Source organism: Streptomyces sp. NPDC051578 (assembly GCF_044454045.1).
Taxonomy (GTDB): domain Bacteria; phylum Actinomycetota; class Actinomycetes; order Streptomycetales; family Streptomycetaceae; genus Streptomyces.
Window position 1 is genome coordinate 816,244 of the sequence record NZ_JBITDH010000001.1, and the last position, 17,494, is coordinate 833,737.

General features: G+C 74.1%; 15 protein-coding genes and 1 tRNA gene. 6 read left to right on the plus strand and 10 right to left on the minus strand.

Features of this window, described 5'->3' with window-relative positions; genetic code table 11:
• Positions 1-350 precede the first annotated feature (350 nt).
• Genes ACIA6C_RS03660 through ACIA6C_RS03670 form a run of 3 tightly spaced genes read left to right on the plus strand, consistent with a single transcriptional unit; the run spans position 351 to position 4,110 of the window.
• A complete protein-coding gene (locus ACIA6C_RS03660) occupies positions 351-1,730 on the plus strand; it encodes a protein phosphatase 2C domain-containing protein (RefSeq protein WP_399274455.1) in 1,380 nt (459 codons plus the stop codon).
• Between the two features lie 10 nt (positions 1,731-1,740).
• Positions 1,741-3,069, plus strand: coding sequence for a VWA domain-containing protein (locus ACIA6C_RS03665; protein WP_399272648.1), 1,329 nt, complete (start codon positions 1,741-1,743; stop codon positions 3,067-3,069).
• 15 nt (positions 3,070-3,084) lie between these two features.
• Positions 3,085-4,110, plus strand: coding sequence for an FHA domain-containing protein (locus ACIA6C_RS03670; protein WP_399272650.1), 1,026 nt, complete (start codon positions 3,085-3,087; stop codon positions 4,108-4,110).
• Positions 4,111-4,122: 12 nt separating this feature from the next.
• On the opposite strand, the gene ACIA6C_RS03675 is transcribed toward ACIA6C_RS03670, so the two are convergent.
• Positions 4,123-5,109 (minus strand): methyltransferase domain-containing protein, encoded by a 987-nt coding sequence (locus tag ACIA6C_RS03675; RefSeq protein WP_399272652.1) that lies wholly within the window; start codon positions 5,107-5,109, stop codon positions 4,123-4,125.
• 127 nt (positions 5,110-5,236) lie between these two features.
• Between ACIA6C_RS03675 and ACIA6C_RS03680 the strand changes: the two genes are divergently transcribed.
• Positions 5,237-5,638: a globin gene (locus ACIA6C_RS03680; protein WP_361136833.1), complete on the plus strand. Its 402-nt coding sequence runs from the start codon at positions 5,237-5,239 to the stop codon at positions 5,636-5,638.
• A 129-nt stretch (positions 5,639-5,767) separates the two neighbouring features.
• Here the strand turns inward: ACIA6C_RS03680 and ACIA6C_RS03685 are convergent, their stop codons facing one another.
• The 3 genes from ACIA6C_RS03685 to ettA are packed head-to-tail and all read right to left on the minus strand — an operon-like array spanning position 5,768 to position 8,633.
• Entirely contained in the window at positions 5,768-6,487 is a 720-nt protein-coding gene (locus tag ACIA6C_RS03685) for a hypothetical protein (protein ID WP_399272654.1), read from the minus strand.
• Positions 6,484-6,957: an acyl-CoA thioesterase gene (locus tag ACIA6C_RS03690; protein WP_399272656.1), complete on the minus strand. Its 474-nt coding sequence runs from the start codon at positions 6,955-6,957 to the stop codon at positions 6,484-6,486. Before ACIA6C_RS03690 ends, ACIA6C_RS03685 begins: the two co-directional genes overlap by 4 nt.
• 11 nt (positions 6,958-6,968) lie before the next feature.
• Entirely contained in the window at positions 6,969-8,633 is a 1,665-nt protein-coding gene (ettA, locus tag ACIA6C_RS03695; RefSeq protein ID WP_361136827.1) for an energy-dependent translational throttle protein EttA, read from the minus strand.
• Between the two features lie 114 nt (positions 8,634-8,747).
• On the opposite strand from ettA, the gene ACIA6C_RS03700 reads away from it, so the two are divergent.
• Positions 8,748-9,302, plus strand: coding sequence for a hypothetical protein (locus tag ACIA6C_RS03700; RefSeq protein ID WP_399272658.1), 555 nt, complete (start codon positions 8,748-8,750; stop codon positions 9,300-9,302).
• A gap of 46 nt (positions 9,303-9,348) precedes the next feature.
• On the opposite strand, the gene ACIA6C_RS03705 is transcribed toward ACIA6C_RS03700, so the two are convergent.
• The 6 genes from ACIA6C_RS03705 to ACIA6C_RS03730 all read right to left on the minus strand — a co-directional run bounded on the left by ACIA6C_RS03705 (position 9,349) and on the right by ACIA6C_RS03730 (position 16,824).
• Positions 9,349-9,735, minus strand: coding sequence for a barstar family protein (locus ACIA6C_RS03705; RefSeq protein ID WP_399272660.1), 387 nt, complete (start codon positions 9,733-9,735; stop codon positions 9,349-9,351).
• Between the two features lie 31 nt (positions 9,736-9,766).
• Positions 9,767-11,293, minus strand: a complete 1,527-nt coding sequence (locus ACIA6C_RS03710) for a bifunctional phosphatase PAP2/diacylglycerol kinase family protein (protein ID WP_399272662.1) — start codon at positions 11,291-11,293, stop codon at positions 9,767-9,769.
• 164 nt (positions 11,294-11,457) lie between these two features.
• A complete protein-coding gene (locus ACIA6C_RS03715) occupies positions 11,458-12,591 on the minus strand; it encodes a TQXA domain-containing protein (RefSeq protein WP_399272664.1) in 1,134 nt (377 codons plus the stop codon).
• 296 nt (positions 12,592-12,887) lie between these two features.
• On the minus strand, positions 12,888-13,295 hold the full coding sequence (locus ACIA6C_RS03720) for a single-stranded DNA-binding protein (RefSeq protein WP_399272666.1): 408 nt from the start codon (positions 13,293-13,295) through the stop codon (positions 12,888-12,890).
• A gap of 99 nt (positions 13,296-13,394) precedes the next feature.
• Positions 13,395-15,212 (minus strand): GTPase, encoded by a 1,818-nt coding sequence (locus ACIA6C_RS03725; protein WP_399272668.1) that lies wholly within the window; start codon positions 15,210-15,212, stop codon positions 13,395-13,397.
• A 4-nt stretch (positions 15,213-15,216) separates the two neighbouring features.
• On the minus strand, positions 15,217-16,824 hold the full coding sequence (locus ACIA6C_RS03730) for a dynamin family protein (protein ID WP_399272670.1): 1,608 nt from the start codon (positions 16,822-16,824) through the stop codon (positions 15,217-15,219).
• Between the two features lie 332 nt (positions 16,825-17,156).
• Between ACIA6C_RS03730 and ACIA6C_RS03735 the strand changes: the two genes are divergently transcribed.
• A tRNA-Arg gene (locus tag ACIA6C_RS03735) sits at positions 17,157-17,229 on the plus strand.
• Positions 17,230-17,494: the final 265 nt, after the last annotated feature.

Here is a 17,494-nt window from a genome sequence, read left to right on the forward strand (position 1 = left end):
CGCCTCGGGGCCCCGGCGCCCCGGCCGGCCCGACCCCCGACCAGCGCCCCGGCACCGGAACACACCCCGCCGCGAGCGGCCACCCCGCCCCCGGCGGGGCCGGCTCCCCGGCCGGCTACGGCCCGGGCGACCCGAACGCCGCCGGATACCCCGGCGGTTCGGCGCCCTGGGGGCCCGGCCGGACGGATGCCGCCTCCGGCGGGCCCGGCCACTACGGTGCCGATCAGGAGCGCAGCGAGTACGGGTCCGCCGGGGAGTACGCCGCCCGGGCGGTACCGGCATCCGCCGCCGGCAGGGGCCGGCCCTACGACCCCGAACAGGCCGCGCCCGCAGGCGGGTACGGCTCAGGGGTGCCCGCTCCGGGGTGGGGCAGCGTGACCAGCGCCGCCCCGACCCTGGTGGACGACGCCGGCGACTGGTCCGGCACCCCCTCCGACCCGGCCCGAGCCGCCGCCCCCTGGCAAGCGGACCCCGCCCAGGAGGCCGCGTACGCCGCCCCGCAAACAACCAACCCCGGCCAGGAACCCCCGTACGCCGCCCCGCAGGGAACCGGACCCGCCCAGGAACCCCCGTACGCCACCCCGCAGGGAACCGGCCCCGCCCAGGGACCCCCGTACGCCACCCCGCAGGGGACACCGGACGGTGGTACCGCCTCCGGGTCCGGTCAGGGCGGCCCCTGGCAGTCGGGCCCCGCTGAAGAGCCCTCATACGGCACCCCGCAGGGAACCGGCCCCGCCGAAGAGTTCCCGCACGGCACCCCGCAGGGGACACCGCAGGAGGGCGGGGCCGGATCGGGTGACGGGAAGACCTGCGTCGCCTGCCGGGCCGGACGGGTGGACACCGACGGGTACTGCGAGCACTGCGGGCACGCGCAGCCCCGCGAACGGGACCACCTCGAAGAGGAGCTCGGGAGCGTCGCCGCCGTCAGCGACCGCGGGCTGCGCCACCACCGCAACGAGGACTCCTTCGCGGTGGCCGCCACCGCCCTCCCCGACGGCTCCGCCGCCACCGTGGCCATCGTCTGCGACGGCGTCTCCTCCGCCAGCCGCCCCGACGAGGCCTCCGCCGCGGCCGCCGGCGCCGCCAACGAGGCCCTGCTCGAAGCCCTCCCCCGCGGCGCCCACCCGCAGGAGGCCATGCACGAGGCGATCCTCGCCGCCGCGGCCGCGGTGAACGCGCTCGCGCCGGAGGTACCCGGCGCCCAGAACGCGCCCGCCTGCACCCTCGTCGGCGCCGTCGTCAGCGGCGGCGTCCTCACCATCGGCTGGGTCGGCGACAGTCGCGCCTACTGGGTGCCCGACGACCGCGCCGCCCTGCCCCGCCGCCTCACCGAGGACGACTCCTGGGCCGCCCAGATGGTCGCGGCCGGGCTGATGGGCGAGGCCGAGGCGTACGCGGACGTCCGCGCCCACGCCATCACCGGCTGGCTCGGCGCCGACGCGTACGACCTCGAACCGCACACCGCCAGCTTCAAGCCGGACCACCCGGGTGTCGTCGTCGTCTGCACGGACGGCCTGTGGAACTACGCCGAGTCCGCGCGGGAGATGGCCGAGGTCCTTCCCCCCGACGCGGCGTTCCGGCCCCTGCACAGCGCGCAGGTCCTGGTGGGGCACGCCCTCGACGGGGGAGGCCACGACAACATCACCGTGGCCGTCGTCCCCTTCGCCGCCGCCCCGCCGCGACCCCCCGTCCACGCCGAAACGGAACCGGAAACGGAACCGACCTCCTAGGAGCCCACCGATGGCGAACTTCGCCAAGCCGAGCGCCCCGCGCTTCAGCGTGGAGGTGTACCAGAACGAGTTCCTCCCCGAGGGCGGCCGCGACGTCCACGCCATCGTCACGGTGACCTCCACCGGCGGCGCCACCGTCGCCCGTTCCGCCGCCCTCGCGCCCGGCGGCGCAGCCGTCGTGATCATGCTCGACTGCTCGGGGTCGATGGACCACCCGCCGGCCAAGATGCGCGGCGCCCGCGAGGCCACCGCCGCCGCCATCGACACGCTGCGCGACGGCACCTCGTTCGCGGTGGTCGCCGGTACCCACGTGGCCCGCGAGGTCTACCCCGGCCAGGGCCGTCTCGCCACCGCCGACTCCGCCACCCGCGCGCAGGCCAAGGAGGCGCTGCGCGGCCTCGGCGCCGGCGGAGGCACCGCCATCGGCACCTGGCTGCGCCTCGCCGACGGCCTGCTGCACGGGTCGACCGCGGCCATCCGGCACGGGATTCTGCTCACCGACGGCCGCAACGAGCACGAGGAGCCCGCCGTGCTGCGCGCCACGCTCGACACCTGCGCGGGCCGGTTCACCTGCGACGCGCGCGGCGTCGGCACCGACTGGGAGGTGAAGGACGTCACGGACATCGCGGGCGCGCTGCTCGGCTCCGCCGACATCGTGGCCGATCCCGCCCACCTGAGCGAGGACTTCACGCGCATGATGGAGAACGTCATGGGCAAGGAGGTGGCGGACGTCTCGCTGCGGCTGTGGACTCCGGTCGGCGCGGAGGTCCAGTACGTCAAGCAGGTCGCGCCCTCCGTCCAGGACCTCACCGACCGCCGGACCGGGGCCGGACCCCGCTCGGGCGACTACCCGACCGGTTCGTGGGGCGACGAGTCCCGCGAGTACCACGTGTGCGTAAGGGTGCCGGGAGCGTCCGTCGGCCAGGAGATGCTCGCCGCGCGGGCCATGCTGGTGACGCCCGGAGCCGCCGGCGAGCCGCCGGTCACGCTCGCCCAGGGGCTCGTCCGGGCGGTGTGGACGGACGACCTCGCCGCCTCCACCGCCATCAGTCCGCAGGTGGCGCACTACACGGGGCAGGCGGAGCTGGCGCAGGCTATCCAGCAGGGCCTGGAGGCGCGCAAACTGGGCGATGTCGACGGCGCGACCGCCAAGCTGGGGCGCGCCGTGCAGCTGGCGAGCGCGTCCGGGAACGCCGGCACTGCCGGACTTCTGGCGAAGGTGGTGGATGTCGTGGATGCGGCGGCGGGTACTGTGCGGCTGAAAGCGAAGGTCGCCGATGCCGACGAGATGACCCTTGAAACGCGTTCGACGCAGACCGTCCGAGTGAAGAAGACCTGAGAAGAACCTGACGCGATGACGCAGGGAGAAGGGGGAAGCGTCGCCATGCCGACCTGCCCGAACGGACACCGGTCCGCCTCCGACGACTGGTGCGAGGTCTGCGGCCACCGCATGGCTGCCGCTACGAGCGCCCCCGCGGCGCCCTCCTACGGCTACGGCTACCCTCCCACGGCCGGTGAGCCGACCGCGCAGGCCGAGCTGTGCCCGCAGTGCCGCACGCCGCGGGAGGCGATGGCGCCGTTCTGCGAGGAGTGCCGGTTCAACTTCCTGACCCGTACGCCGACGCCGTCCTCCTTCGCCCCGGACGCGCCGGCCGGCCCGGGCCGCGCGCCCGTGCCCCCGCCGCCGGTACCGGCGCCGCCGACCTTCTCCCAGGACCACTTCGAGTACCAGGGCTCGCGCCCGTCGCGGGTCAACCGGCCGGCCGAGCCGCTCCAGCGCGAGGACGACTGGCTGCTCCCGCCGCCGGCGCACGAGCAGCAGCCGCTGCGCCAGGAGTACGCTCCGCCGCAGCAGCAGCACTATCAGCACCAGGCTCCGCAGGAGTACCAGCAGCCCCAGCAGGAGTACGCGCCGCCGCAGCACCAGCAGCCGCAGCAACAGCCCCAGCAGCCGTCCTTCCCGTCGCAGGGCGGCGGGTCCTGGAGCGCGACGATCGGCCCGGACCGTTCGTACTTCATGGCGATGATGCAGCGCAGCGGCCCGGAGGCGGCCGGGCTCAACCTCCCCGCCTACTCCCCCGAGCAGCACCTCCCGCTCTCCGGCGGCCAGGTCACCATCGGCCGCCGCCGTGCCTCCACGGGCGAGTCCCCCGACATCGACCTGTCGGTGCCCCCGGAGGACCCGGGCGTCTCCCACCAGCACGCCGTGCTCGTCCAGCAGCCCGACGGCAGCTGGGCGGTGGTGGACCAGAACTCCACCAACGGCACCACCATCAACGGGGGCGAGGAGGCGATCCAGCCCTACGTCCCCATCCCCCTCGCCGATGGGGACCGCGTCCACGTGGGCGCCTGGACGACGATCACCGTCCGGCGCGGCTGAGTCCCGCGGGACTCAGACCGAGGCGGCTTCCCCCAGCGGCCAGACGTACGGGCCCTGGGGGTCGTCCAGCCAGGACCACTGGCCCTGCGGGGTGACCGTGACGCCGAACCGCTCCCGGCCCGGGCGGCCTTCCCGGCGCCACAGGTCCAGCCCCTCCCGGGGGTGCAGCGCGCCCCCGCTGAGGATCAGCATGAACTGGAAGCGCTCGTTCTCCACCAGCTCGTACGGGAGCGCCTCCTGCGCGGCCGCGGAGGGGGGCTCCGCCGCGGTGGCCCCGCGCAGGGGGACGAAGTAGGCCGGGGTGTGCAGGAAGCGGCCTTCTGCGAAGTCGGCGTCGCGGACGGTGAGCGCGATCAGGCCCGTCGACAGGGGCGCCAGGATGCGCGCCCCGGGCCGGCACTGGACGAGCCAGGCCGGCGGGATCAGCGGGAGGGTGCAGGTCACCAGGATCCGGTCGAAGGGGGCGCGGGAGGGACAGCCGCGCGCCCCGTCGCCGGTGACCACGGTCGGCCGGTAGCCGAGCTTGGCCAGGTGGGCCCGGGCGGACTGGGTGATCTCGTCGTCGAGGTCCACGGTGGTGACGTGCTCGTCGCCGAGCCGGTGGCAGAGCAGCGCCGCGTTGTAACCGGTGCCCGTGCCGATCTCCAGTACGTCGTCCCCGTCCCGCACGTCGAGCGACTCCAGCATCTTGGCCATCAGGGAGGGCTGGCTGCTGGAGGACAGCAGCTCGCCGTCGCGCAGCCGGGTCGCGAGGGGCGTGTCCGTGTACACCCCGCGCAGCCAGCGGGCCCGCCGCTCGGGGTCCGGGTCCTCGCCCCACAGCCGCTCGTGCCCGGCGCCGCGGCCGGTCCAGAAGTACGGCACGAAGACGTGGCGGGGCACCGCCGAGAAGGCCGCCCGCCAGTGCGGGTCCTGCAGGACCCCGGCGGCCGTCAGCTCCCGCACCTGGGCGGCGTGCGCGAGCTCGCGCACGTCCCGTCCTGTGGTGTGTCCTTGCATGCCTCCACTGTCCTGCCGGTCGGCGGCGAAGGCGAGTGGTGGTCGTCGGCCACGGGCACCGGCCGGTACCGGACGGCGGAGTCCTAGGACCCCGGTCCTCCGTCCGGGTGTCTGAGACGATGGTCGGGTGAATGACAATCCGCAGGGCACGGTCCAGGAGCAGACCTTCTACGAGCTGGTGGGCGGCGAGGCCACCTTCCGCCGGCTCGTCCACCGCTTCTACCAGGGCGTCGCCGAAGACCCGCTGCTGCGCCCGATGTACCCGGAGGGCGACCTCGGTCCGGCCGAGGAGCGGTTCGCGCTGTTCCTGATGCAGTACTGGGGCGGCCCGTCCACGTACAGCGAGAACCGCGGGCATCCGCGCCTGCGCATGCGGCACGCGCCGTTCCGGGTGGACGCGGCCGCGCACGACGCGTGGCTGGGCCACATGCGGGTCGCGGTGGACGAGCTGGGGCTGGCGCCGGAGCACGAGGCGCAGCTGTGGCGGTACCTGACCTACGCGGCCGCCTCGATGATCAACACGGCCTGACCGACGCGCTCGGAGCGACGGGGCTCCGCGTGTCGAAGCGGTGAGAGGGCGCGGTCAGACCGGCGCGGGATGACCGGCCGAGTGTGACCGGCACGGTGCGAGGTCTGCGCGGCGGGCTGAGGGGACGGCTCAGACCGGCCGGACCAGCAGGGCGCCGAGCCCCCCGCTCCGCCCGGGGCGCCGCAGGGCGACGGACCCGTACGGGGTGCGCAGCCGCAGCCAGCCGCCGGAGGTGAACAGCGCCACCGGCTCGGGGCGCCCGGGGACCGCCGCCTGGGCCGGGACGGTGGTGCGGACCGGCCGCAGGAAGCCGAGGGACTGCGCGGCGTGGACGGCGCGCAGCGGCAGCTCGCTGTCACCGAGGGTGCGGGACCAGATGTCCCGACCGATCCGGTCGCGTTCGGACCGGGTCCGGTGCTGCGGGGGCAGAGCCTCGTCACGGGAGCGGAACTCCGCCACGGCACCGGCCACGGCGGCCCGCATCGCCTCGGCGCCCGGCAGCCCGGGCACCTGCTCCCACCCGCCCTGGGGCGGCAGCACACCGGCCCACGGCGGCCCGGTGACCGGCCTCGGGACGACGGCGCAGGCAGCGCCCTCGTCCACGGACTCCAGCAGTTCACCAGCGGAGACCGTCAGGTCCAGCGGCCGCCCGACGGGCGCGGCGAGCCGCACCGTACGGATGGCCAGGACGTCGAAGGACGGCGGCCGCCCGAAGACGGCGAGCGCGCCGCCCTCCGCCCGGGCCTGCAGGCGGACGACGGCGGCGCGGTCGTAGTGCACCAGCCGGCCCAGGAAGGCGGCGAGGTCCGCCGCCTCCCCGGAATCGGCGAAGCGCAACTGCCCGTTCATGCCGCGATGCGCCCTTCACGGTGCTTCGGGGCGCCTGCCGGCACGGGCTCGTCGAGGTACTCCTCCAGGAAGCGCCTCTCCTCGGCCGTGATGCGGCGGGGCCGCCCCTCGGCGAGGTTGAACGGCACGACCACGGTTTCGGCGCGCACGTAGACCGTCTCCGGTGCGTCCTCGGTCGCCTCGTCCTTGACCTCGTAGCGGATGGTCAGGGACGCGGCGCCGATCCGGGTCACCCAGCTCTCGATGAGGACCGGCTCGTGACGGTGCACGAGGGGCAGCTTGTAGTCGATCTCGTGCCGGGCGACGACGGAGCCGCCCGTGAACGACTCGCTGCCCTCCCCCGGCGCCAGGCGGAACATGAAGTCGATGCGCGCCTCCTCCAGGTAGCGGAGGAAGACGACGTTGTTGACGTGCCCGAAGGCATCCATGTCCGCCCAGCGCAGCGGGCACCGGTAGTGGTGTCTGGCCATGGTCTCGGACCTCAGCCTCGGGTGAGCTTCTTGTAGGTGGCACGGTGCGGACGGGCCGCGTCCGGGCCGAGACGCTCGATCTTGTTCTTCTCGTACGACTCGAAGTTGCCCTCGAACCAGTACCACTTGGACTCGCCCTCGTAGGCGAGGATGTGGGTGGCGACCCGGTCGAGGAACCAGCGGTCGTGGGAGATGACCACGGCCGCACCGGGGAACTCCAGCAGCGCGTTCTCGAGCGAGGACAGGGTCTCGACGTCGAGGTCGTTGGTGGGCTCGTCGAGGAGGAGCAGGTTGCCGCCCTCCTTGAGGGTCAGCGCCAGGTTCAGGCGGTTGCGCTCACCACCGGACAGCACACCGGCCGGCTTCTGCTGGTCCGGGCCCTTGAAGCCGAAGGCGCTGACGTACGCGCGGGACGGCATCTCGACCTGGCCGACGTTGATGTAGTCCAGCTCGTCCGACACGACCGCCCAGAGGGTCTTCTTGGGGTCGATGTTGGCGCGGCTCTGGTCCACGTACGAGATCTTGACGGTCTCGCCGACCTTGATGGAGCCGGAGTCCGCAGTCTCCAGGCCCTGGATCATCTTGAAGAGCGTGGTCTTGCCGGCACCGTTCGGGCCGATGACGCCGACGATGCCGTTGCGCGGCAGCGTGAAGGACAGGTCGTCGATGAGGACCTTGTCGCCGAACGCCTTCGAGAGGTTGTTGACCTCGACCACGATCGAGCCCAGACGCGGGCCCGGCGGGATCTGGATCTCCTCGAAGTCGAGCTTGCGCATCTTGTCCGCTTCGGCCGCCATCTCCTCGTAGCGGGCGAGACGGGCCTTGGACTTGGTCTGACGCCCCTTGGCGTTGGACCGCACCCACTCCAGCTCTTCCTTGAGGCGCTTCTGGCGCTTCTCGTCCTTGCGGCCCTCGACCTTGAGGCGCGCGGCCTTCTTCTCCAGGTAGGTGGAGTAGTTTCCCTCGTAGGGGTGGGCGCGGCCGCGGTCGAGTTCGAGGATCCACTCGGCGACGTTGTTCAGGAAGTAGCGGTCGTGGGTCACGGCCACCACGGCGCCCGCGTACTTCGAGAGGTGCTGCTCCAGCCAGTTCACCGACTCGGCGTCGAGGTGGTTGGTGGGCTCGTCGAGGAGGAGCAGGTCCGGGGCCTCGATCAGCAGCTTGCAGAGCGCCACGCGGCGCTTCTCGCCACCGGAGAGGTTGGTGACCGGCCAGTCGCCGGGCGGGCAGCCCAGGGCGTCCATGGCCTGCTCCAGCTGACCGTCGAGGTCCCACGCGTTGGCGTGGTCCAGGTCCTCCTGGAGCTTGCCCATCTCGTCCATGAGCGCGTCGGTGTAGTCGGTCGCCATCAGCTCGGCGACCTCGTTGAAGCGCTTGAGCTTGGCCATGACCTCGGCCGCGCCGTCCTGGACGTTCTCCAGCACGGTCTTCGACTCGTCCAGCTTGGGCTCCTGCATGAGGATGCCGACGCTGTAACCGGGCGAGAGGAAGGCGTCGCCGTTGGACGGCTGCTCCAGCCCGGCCATGATCTTGAGAACGGTGGACTTACCGGCGCCGTTGGGGCCGACCACACCGATCTTGGCGCCTGGCAGGAAGTTCAGGTAGACGTCATCGAGAATCACCTTGTCGCCGTGCGCCTTGCGCGTCTTGCGCATGGTGTAGATGAACTCAGCCAAGAGAAACCGTCCGGCAGATCGATGGTGGGCAGATACACCCCATCTTGCCTGACGTCCATACCCACGGGCGAATGGGTAGGTCAGAGCCCCCTGAGCTGGGGCGGGGGAGGACGGGTGGACAACGCCTTACTGGCACTCGCCGGTACGACGATCGCGGTGGCGGGCACCCTCATAGCGCCCGTCCTGTCCCAGCGGCTCGTCGCGCGTGCCGAATCGCAGCGCTTCGAACGCCAGGAACGGGCGGCGGACGCCCAGTGGGCCCGCCAGCAGCAGGCCGCCGAGCTGGACAAACGACGCCAGTGCTACGTGACCTCGAACTCCGGGTACCGCCGCTACCGCATCGAGCTCATGAAGTACCTGTGGCTGGTCCACCGGGCGGAAGTCACCGCGGAGGCGCGGGCGGCCCTGGAGGAAGCCCGTCATGCGATGCACGCGGGCTTCGCCGAGGCGCAGATGACCGCCTCCGACGCGGTACTGGCGGAGCTGGATTCCATGTCGCGGACGCTCGCGCAGATCTATGACGGGGTCCTGCGCCTGGAGGAAGGCGATGCGGCACCGGACGGCTCCTTCGAGGAGCTGCGGGCCGCCCTGCTGCGGGCCAACGAACAGTGGACGGTCATGCGCGGCGCCATGCGGGCCGACCTGGGAGTGGCCCCACCACCGGCGTGAGCCGGCCCTGCGCGTGCAGCGTGTTTGAGGGCGTCCGGTGCGCACGTCAGAGGAGGCGGAGGAGGTCGGGCGCCTGATCCGCGAAGATCCCCGTCAGGATGTCGAAGAGGGTGGGGCCACGCCCGGCCCGGGCCTGGGCGAGCTCCTCGGCGACGCGTCCGCGGTTGGTGTGGTGGCAGCGGGCGAGGATGCCCTCCAGATAGCGGGCGGTCTCGGGGTGGCCGAGGGCCCGCCGGGAGGCGGCGTGGTCGCGCCACTCGAAGACGTACGAGCCGTCGTCGGGCGTGCCGAAGCCACCGCGGAGGCAGTCGGTCAGGCTGTCGAGGCCCCGGCCGAAGTAGCCGCCGGGGCCGTTGACGGCTTCGCCGAGCGCCGTCCAGAAGTCCTGGAGGGAGTGGACGCGCGCCCCGTCGATCACGTAGGTAGTGGTCACGGGGCGAGCGTAGGGGGTCGCGGGGCGGGCCTCAGTGGGGGCGGTAGACGGTGAGGGCGTGGGGCAGCGCGTCGAGGACGAGTGCCGAGGGGGCGTGGGCGTACTCCCCGTCGTAGGCCAGGGGCGTGCCCTCGGGGATGTCGGCGACGCGCAGGCTGCGCAGCTTGGTCGCGGTGTGGACGGGGGAACGGGTGAGGGGCCCGGCGAAGGCGGCGGCGAGGAGGCGGGGGCCGGGGCGGCCGCCGCCGTAGACCATGCGTACGTCGAGCAGCCCCTCGCCGAGGCTGTCGCGGCGCCGGGGCGTGGGGCCGGTGCCGTGGTAGGTGCCGTTGCCCGCGAAGAGCAGCCAGACCTTGCGGGGGCGGCCGGCGAGCCGTAGCGCCACGGGGTGCTCGGCCCGCAGCACCCGCCAGGCCGCCAGCAGCGCGGCGGGCCCGCCGCCGATCCGGGGCGCCCAGCGCAGCCGGTGCCGCAGCAGTTCGGGGTAGGCGCCGATGCTGAAGGTGTTCAGGAAGTAGCCGGACTCCGCGTGCCGCCCCTCGCCGGACCCTTGCCCGGAGTCGGAGTCCCGCCGGGCGGGGCGGGGGCCGGGGGTGAAGCGGCCGACGGCGACCCGGACCGCGTGGCCGTCGGCCAGGGCACGGCAGGTGTCCTCGGCCCCGGCGAGACCGAGGTCGAGGGCGAAGTGGTTGAGGGTGCCGCCGGGGAACACCGCGAGGGGGACCCCGGCGCGCAGGGCGGCCGTGGCGGCGGCGTTGATGGTGCCGTCTCCGCCGCAGATGCCGAGCACCTTGGAGCGGGAGGCCGCCGCGGCCAGTTCCGCGGGCAGGTCGGGGCCCGAGCATTCGACGAGCTCCGCCTTGGGCAGCCGGTCCAGTACGGAGTCCAGCCCGGCGCGGGCGGCCGTCCCGGAGTCGGTGTTCACCACGACGGTCAGCCCCGCCCCGTCGGGCAGCGCGGGAGCGCCGACCGCCCTGCGCTCATCACCCGGTACGGTCCGCGCCTCCTCCACGCCCCGCGCGATCCGGCGCACGACGAGTCCGGCGGCCACGCCGAGTGCGGCACCCGCCACCACGTCGGACGGATAGTGCACCCCCGTGTACACGCGGGAGAACGCCACCGAGGCGGCCACGGGTGCGAGGGCCAGGCCCCACCCCGGGGCCTGCGTCGCGACCCCGGTGGTGAAGGCGAAGGCGGAGGCGGAGTGGCCCGACGGGAACGAGGTGGTCCACGGCTGGGTGCTCAGGCGGCGCACGGTGGGCACCCCGTCCAGCAGCGGGCGGGCGCGGCGCACCGACCACTTGCCGACGGTGTTGATGGTCGCCGAGGCCAGCGCGAGCGAGGCCGCGCCGCGCAGCGCGGCCTTCCTGGAGCGGGTCGAGCCGAACACGCCGATCGCGGCGGCGGCCCCGCCCCACAGCACCCCGTGGTTGGCGGCCCGCCCGAGGCGCGGCAGCACCTGGTCGGCCCCCGGCCAGTGCCGCTGCGCCACCGCGTCGAACAGCCGCCGGTCCCACCGCGCGAACGCACCTTGCCAGGTCAGCCTCTGATCACCCATTGCCACCGCCTACCCGGCAACCCTGATCCGAATCCCCCTGCGCCCGAGGTCCCACCCGGCCCTCACCCGAGACCCCGCCCAGGCCGTAGTAGACCTCCGCCCGCGTCGTCGGGGCCGCCCCGCCGCGCGGCAGGACGCGGGCCAGGCCGCGGTCGGGCCAGGGGCTAGGGCTGGGCCTCCTCCCGCGCGTCCTCCTCGCCCTCCAGGGGGCGCTTGCGCAGGAGCAGCACCACCATGCCGCCCAGGACCACCAGGCCGACCGCCAGGGCCGCGATCACGGGGGTCGCCGCCGAGCTGCCGCTGGTGGCCAGGTGCTCCCCGTCGGCGGTGTCCTGCGGTGCGGACAGCGGCACCGCCGCCGCCCCGCCCATCGGGGTCGCCCCGGGCGAGGGCCACAGCGCGGTCGCGGTGGCGGCCGTAGCGGCGGCGCTGGAGCCGGCCACGATCTGCGCCTGCCCCGGGATCCCGTTGGCGAAGACCCGCCCGACCGGGACTCGGGTGGAGCCCTGGACGGTGACCGAGGCATGTCCGTCCGGTGTGCCCGGCGGTACCTCGAAGTAGAGCCGGGTCCCGTTGGTCGCGGTGGTCAGCGGCCGCCCCTCGGCGTCCACCACCCGCACGCCCATCGCCACGGCCGCCGCGTCCGGGGTGACCGTCACGCTCTGCGCAGCCGTCCGCACCGTGACCGGCCCCAGCCGGGCGCCCGTCGGCCCCGATACCGAGCCGGACACCTCTGCGGGGTCCAGTCCCAGCGACGCCGGCGGCTCCGGCAGCCGGCCCGCCTCCCGCTGGAGGTAGTCGGCCAGTTTCGCCGCCGCCGGGTCCGCCGCCTCGACCTGCGCACCGTCGGCCAGCCGCCAGATCGCCACCTGGGTCCCGGCCGCCGCGCTCTCCACCGTGAGGGAGCCGGCCCCGGCCGCCTTCGCGAGTCCGGCCAGGTCGTTGAGCTGCGGGTAGGAGTGCTCCAGCACCCAGCGGATGCGGCTCGCCTCCTGGTTGGCGGCGAGCGGGGTCCCGCCCCACCCGCTCTCGGTGTACCGGGCCTCGGGCTGCGCGAAGCCCGCCACCCCGACCCCGTACGTCTGGAGCATCCCGCCGCCGTCGACGCGCATCTCGTACAGCCCGGCCGGGATCTGCCGGACCGATCCGTCCCCGCCGCGCAGGACCGCCTGCCCGAACGTCTTCAGCCCGTCCAGCACGGCGCTCGCGCCCCCCGGGGTCCGCTCCGACGCCGAACCGGAATCCGCCGCTGCGGCCGCTCCCGGCGCGGCGGTGAGGGCCGCGGCCAGCAGGGCCACCGCCAGCGGCCGCCGCGCGCAGGCCCGTACGGAAGCACGCCCGTCGGCCGGAACCGGAACACCGGCCGACGGAACCGGAACACCGGCGGACCGCGCCGCAACACCCGCCGCCGGTGGGGCGGGAGGAATCCGCGGAGGGCCGGCGAGAGGATCAGGAGCAGGAACAACGGCGGGAGCAGGAACAACGGCTGGAGCAGGAACGGAGGATGCGGGAACAGCGATCGACACAGTCTTCCCCTTCGGGCCGAAGGCCCAGGTGCCCGTGAGTACCGGGTGATCTTAGCCCCCTCGAACATTCAGACCACCGCCGCCTTCTGATCGTCCATCAGAGACACGTCCGTCCTCACGACCCGGCGGAAGGCCGCCGTCCCGCGGTTGAGGTCGTGTCCGATGGCGACGGCATCGATGTCCGCGGAGAACCACCGCACGCCGTCCCCGTCGGGCGGGTCCTCCCGGACCCGCAGCCGCCCGTGCACCACGAGCGGCTCCCCGACCGAAACGGAACTGGCCAGGTTCAGCGCGAGCGTCCGTCGCGCCCACACCGTGTAGAAGCTGGTGGACCCGTCGGCCCACGCCTCCTTGCGCCGGTCGAAATACCGCGGCGTGACCGCGAACCGGAACCTCGCCGACGGACCCGCCGGCGTCTCCTTGAAGTCGATCTGCGTCGCCACATGGCCCACCAGCGTCACCAGGGTGTCGTTCATCCCGGCTCCCCCTCCCCCGCACCTCGCCCCCGTCCGGACCGTCCGCACGGGGTACGACCATGCTGGCCCGGCGCCCCCGATCCCGCCGGGACCTGTGGATTACTGGCGGGTTGTGGACAACCTCGCCACCGTCGCGTACTGCTCGCGCACCTCCCGGTACCGCAACAGCTCCGCCGCGACCGGCTCCAGCACCCGCGCCCGCCCGCAGCCGGCCGCCGCCTGCCGCAGCCGCCGTTCCGCGTCCTGCCCGTACCGCCGCGCCGGGCCCCGCGCCGCCATCGAGCAGGCCCATTCGACCAGCGGCCCGCCGACGATGCCCGCCACCATCAGCAGGACCGGCGGCATCAGGCGCGGTTCCAGGACCCCGATGATCTGCCCGGTCAGCCACGTTCCGCCGAAGATCTGGAGCAGCGTCATGGCCGCCTGCGCCAGTACCGCCGCCGGCCACCACTTGGGCCGCGGCGGCTTCGCCCCGGGTACGGCGACGGCCGCACCGAGGGTCACCGCGATCTCGTCCAGCGCCTCCGGCAGCCGTTCGGCCCCGCGCACCGCCGTCTCCCGTACCGCCTGCGCCCACGGATCGGGCAGCCCGACGGCCGCCTCGTCCGCGACGGTCCGTACCGCCTGCTCCACCCGCTGCCGGGCCGTGACCTCCTCCTCGGCCGGCGAGGGCCCGGCCCCCGGGGAGCGCCCGATCGCCGCGAGGGCGGCCAGCCCCGACAGGGAGCGCGGGGCGCGCCTGCTCTCGTACCAGCGCCACAGCCGCAGCCACGGCGTCCCGCACGCCTTCCCGGCGTTACGCCGCCAGGCCCGCTCGGCGGCGAGCCCGGCGGCGTACGCCCCGACCGCCTCCGCGAGCCGGTCCTCGAAGGCGGCGCGCGCCGCCTCCCCGATCTCGGGACCGGAGTGCCCGTCGGCCACGTACAGCGGGTGCAGGTGCGCCGCGGCCCGGTCGACATCGGCGGAGATCCGCCGGGTTGCGGCGCCCTTCTCCTGGGTGAACTGTCCAAGGAGCTCGCGCAGTTCCCCGACCCCTTCCCCGGTCAGCGCGGACAGGCCGAGGACGGTGGCGCCGGGCTCGCCGTGCTCGCCGAGCGCCATGCCGTCCTCGTCGAGCAGCCTGCGCAGGTCGTCCAGGACCAGGTCGACGGCGTCCGCGGGCAGCCGGTCCACCTGGTTCAGCACGACGAACGTCACCTCCGCGTGCCCGGCCAGCGGCCGCAGGTACCGCTCGTGCAGCACCGCGTCGGCGTACTTCTCCGGGTCCACCACCCACACCACCGCGTCGACCAGCGCCAGCACCCGGTCGACGTGCTCGCGGTGTGCGACGACCGCCGAGTCCAGGTCCGGCAGGTCGACGAGGACCATCCCGCGCAGCGCCTCGGCCTCCGGGGTCTCCCGGGGCCGGCGCCGCAGCCGGCCGGGGATCTCCAGCCGGTCGAGCAGCCCGGCCGCTCCGTCCGACCAGCTGCAGGCGATCGGTGCGGCGGTGGTGGGGCGGCGCAGTCCCGTCTCGGAGATCTGCACTCCGGCCAGGGCGTTGAAGAGCGTGGACTTGCCGCTTCCGGTGGCTCCGGCGATCGCGACGACCGTGTGCTGGGTGGACAGTCCGCGCCGCGCCGCCGCCTCGTCGAGCACGCGGCCCGCCTCGGCGAGGCTCTTGCCGTCGAGGATGCGGGTGCGCGACAGCCCGACGAGCTGGCGCAGCGCGTCCAGGCGGGTCCGCAGGGCCTGCGCCTCGGGGCTGGGCGGGGGCGCGGGCGCCTTGCCGCCGTCGTTGCCGGCTCCGGAGACGGCCCGGACGAGGGCGTCGTCGCTGTCGTCGCCGTCCGGGCCCTCGCCGGTGGGCTTGGGGCGCGAGCGTGCGATGAACCCGTCGTCCCAGCGTTCCTCGCTGCGGTCGGTCAAGGCGCCCACGGTGTCACCTCTCCTTCTGCAGTACGGACAACGCGGCGATCAGCTCGGCCTGTGGTTCGGGGGTCACTTCGAGGGCCTCCAGCGGGGCGAGCCGGCGGTCGCGTTCGGCGCGCAGGACCTGGTCGAGGTGGTCGCCGACGAGTTCCCCGCCCCGGTCGCGCAGCCGCAGGGCGGCCTGTGCGCCGATCCGTTCGGCGAGCTTCTCCCCGGCCGGCCGGGCCCGCTTGCCGCCGAGGAGGGCGGAGACGAGGAGGGCGGCGACGGCATCGGGGTCGGGGGCGGGCTGCCGGTCGAGTTGTGCGACCTCGTCCTCGGCCAGTTCCTCCAGCACGCGCCGCCAGCGGCGTACGGCCATGCCGATACGTTCCGCCGCTTCGCGGTCGGGGGTGGGCAGGGGCAGGGCCGCGGCGGCGGGCTCGCGCCTCCAGGCGTCGGCGATCCGCTCGTCCGCCGCGGCGACCGCGCACTGGAGCAGCGCGGCGAGGGACTCGGCCAGCGAGTCGAGCAGTTCGTCGGCGCTCGTGTCGAGGGGGTAGCCGCGCCAGCGGGTCAGGGCGTCACCGGCGAGTACGGCCCCTCGGTCGAGCCGGTTGCGCACCCGCCGGCCCTCGCGCTTGTACGCGTCCTCGACCGCGGCGGTCAGCCGTACGGCGGCGGCGTGCTGGGCGGCGACGGCGGAGGCGAGTTCCGGCATGCGGCGGCCGAGGGAGTCGAGCGCGCCGAGCGCGGTGCGCCCGACGGCGTACTGGCGGGCGGCCGGGTCCGTGGCGTGGTGGCTGAGCCACTCGAACAGCGGCGCGACGGCGCTGGCCGGCAGCAGGCCGCCCCCGCCGGCCGACTCGGGCAGCTCCGGGACCGTGAACCGCGGTACGTCGCCCAGCCCCGCCCGGGTGAGCAGCGCCCCGTACTGCCGTGAGACGTCGGCGAGCACCTGGTGCGGGACCCGGTCGAGAACGGTGACGAGCGTGGCCTTGTACTGCTTGGCGGTACGCAGGAGGTGCCAGGGGACGGCGTCGGCGTACCGGGAGGCGGTGGTGACCATGACCCAGACGTCGGCGGCGCAGATGAGTTCGGCGGCCAGCGTCCGGTTCTCGACGACGAGGGAGTCGATGTCGGGGGCGTCGAGGAGGGCGAGGCCGCGGGGCAGGGTGGAGACGGTCTCGATGCGCAGTTCGCGGGTGGCGTGGTGATGTCCGCGCGGATTCGTCCTTCTGGGTGCGGGGCGTACGTCCTCCTCGTCCTGCGGAGCCCATACGCGGGTCAGGTCGGGCAGGACCCGCATACCGGCGAACCAGTGGTGGTCGTCGGGGTGGCAGACGAGCACGGGGATGCGCGTCGTGGGGCGCAGGACACCGGCTTCACTCACCTGGCGGCCTACGAGGGAGTTGACGAGGGTGGACTTACCGGCCCCGGTGGACCCGCCGACGACGGCGAGCAGCGGCGCCTCGGGCGCCTTGAGCCGGGGTACGAGGTAGTCGTCGAGCTGCGCGAGCAGCTCGGCTCTCGTCTGGCGGGCGCGCGGGGCGCCGGGCAGGGGCAGCGGCAGACGCACGGACGCGACCCGGTCGCGCAGGGCGGACAGGGCATCGAGCAGCTGAGGCCGAACATCCAAGGTCACCACATGCGAAGAATGCCCAATTTAAGGCCATTTTTGAAGCTTATACGCCCTCTGCGCGCCGACCGCGACTCCAGCGGGACATCATGGACACGGCGGACGAGTGGGACGCAGGCATAACGAGTGCACAACACCCAGGGGCGGCGCGGCGCAAAAGCGATGCGAGAATCGCACCTGCCTGCGATTATCGGACCGCTTCACCGAACCTCCACATCGTGGCACGCGGGTGAAGCAACCGGGACAAGGCGACCGGAGCCCTATCCTTGACCCGGCACGGACCACAGTCCCACCCCCACCCAGGGGCTCCAGGCCACCACGGCCACCTTCCGGCCCCCGTAGCTCAGTGGATAGAGCAGGTGCCTTCTAAGCACTTGGCCGCAGGTTCGAGTCCTGCCGGGGGCACTCTTTCCACACAGTCGAAGCCCTCCCGCCGCGGAGGGCTTGTGTGCGGGCGGGGACACGCCCGGCGGTATGCGCCGGGGTCCGCCCGCCCGCCGGCCCCGCGCGCCGGACGCGGCACGCCGATCCGTACCCGACGTGTGTCATTTACAGCCACTACGGCCACGAAAGCCACGGTCCGTACGACCGCGGCAGCCACGGCCCGGCGGTCCTCGGCCGGAGCGGTCGGGCGGTCCTCGGCCGGAGCGGTCGGGCGGTCCTCGGCCGG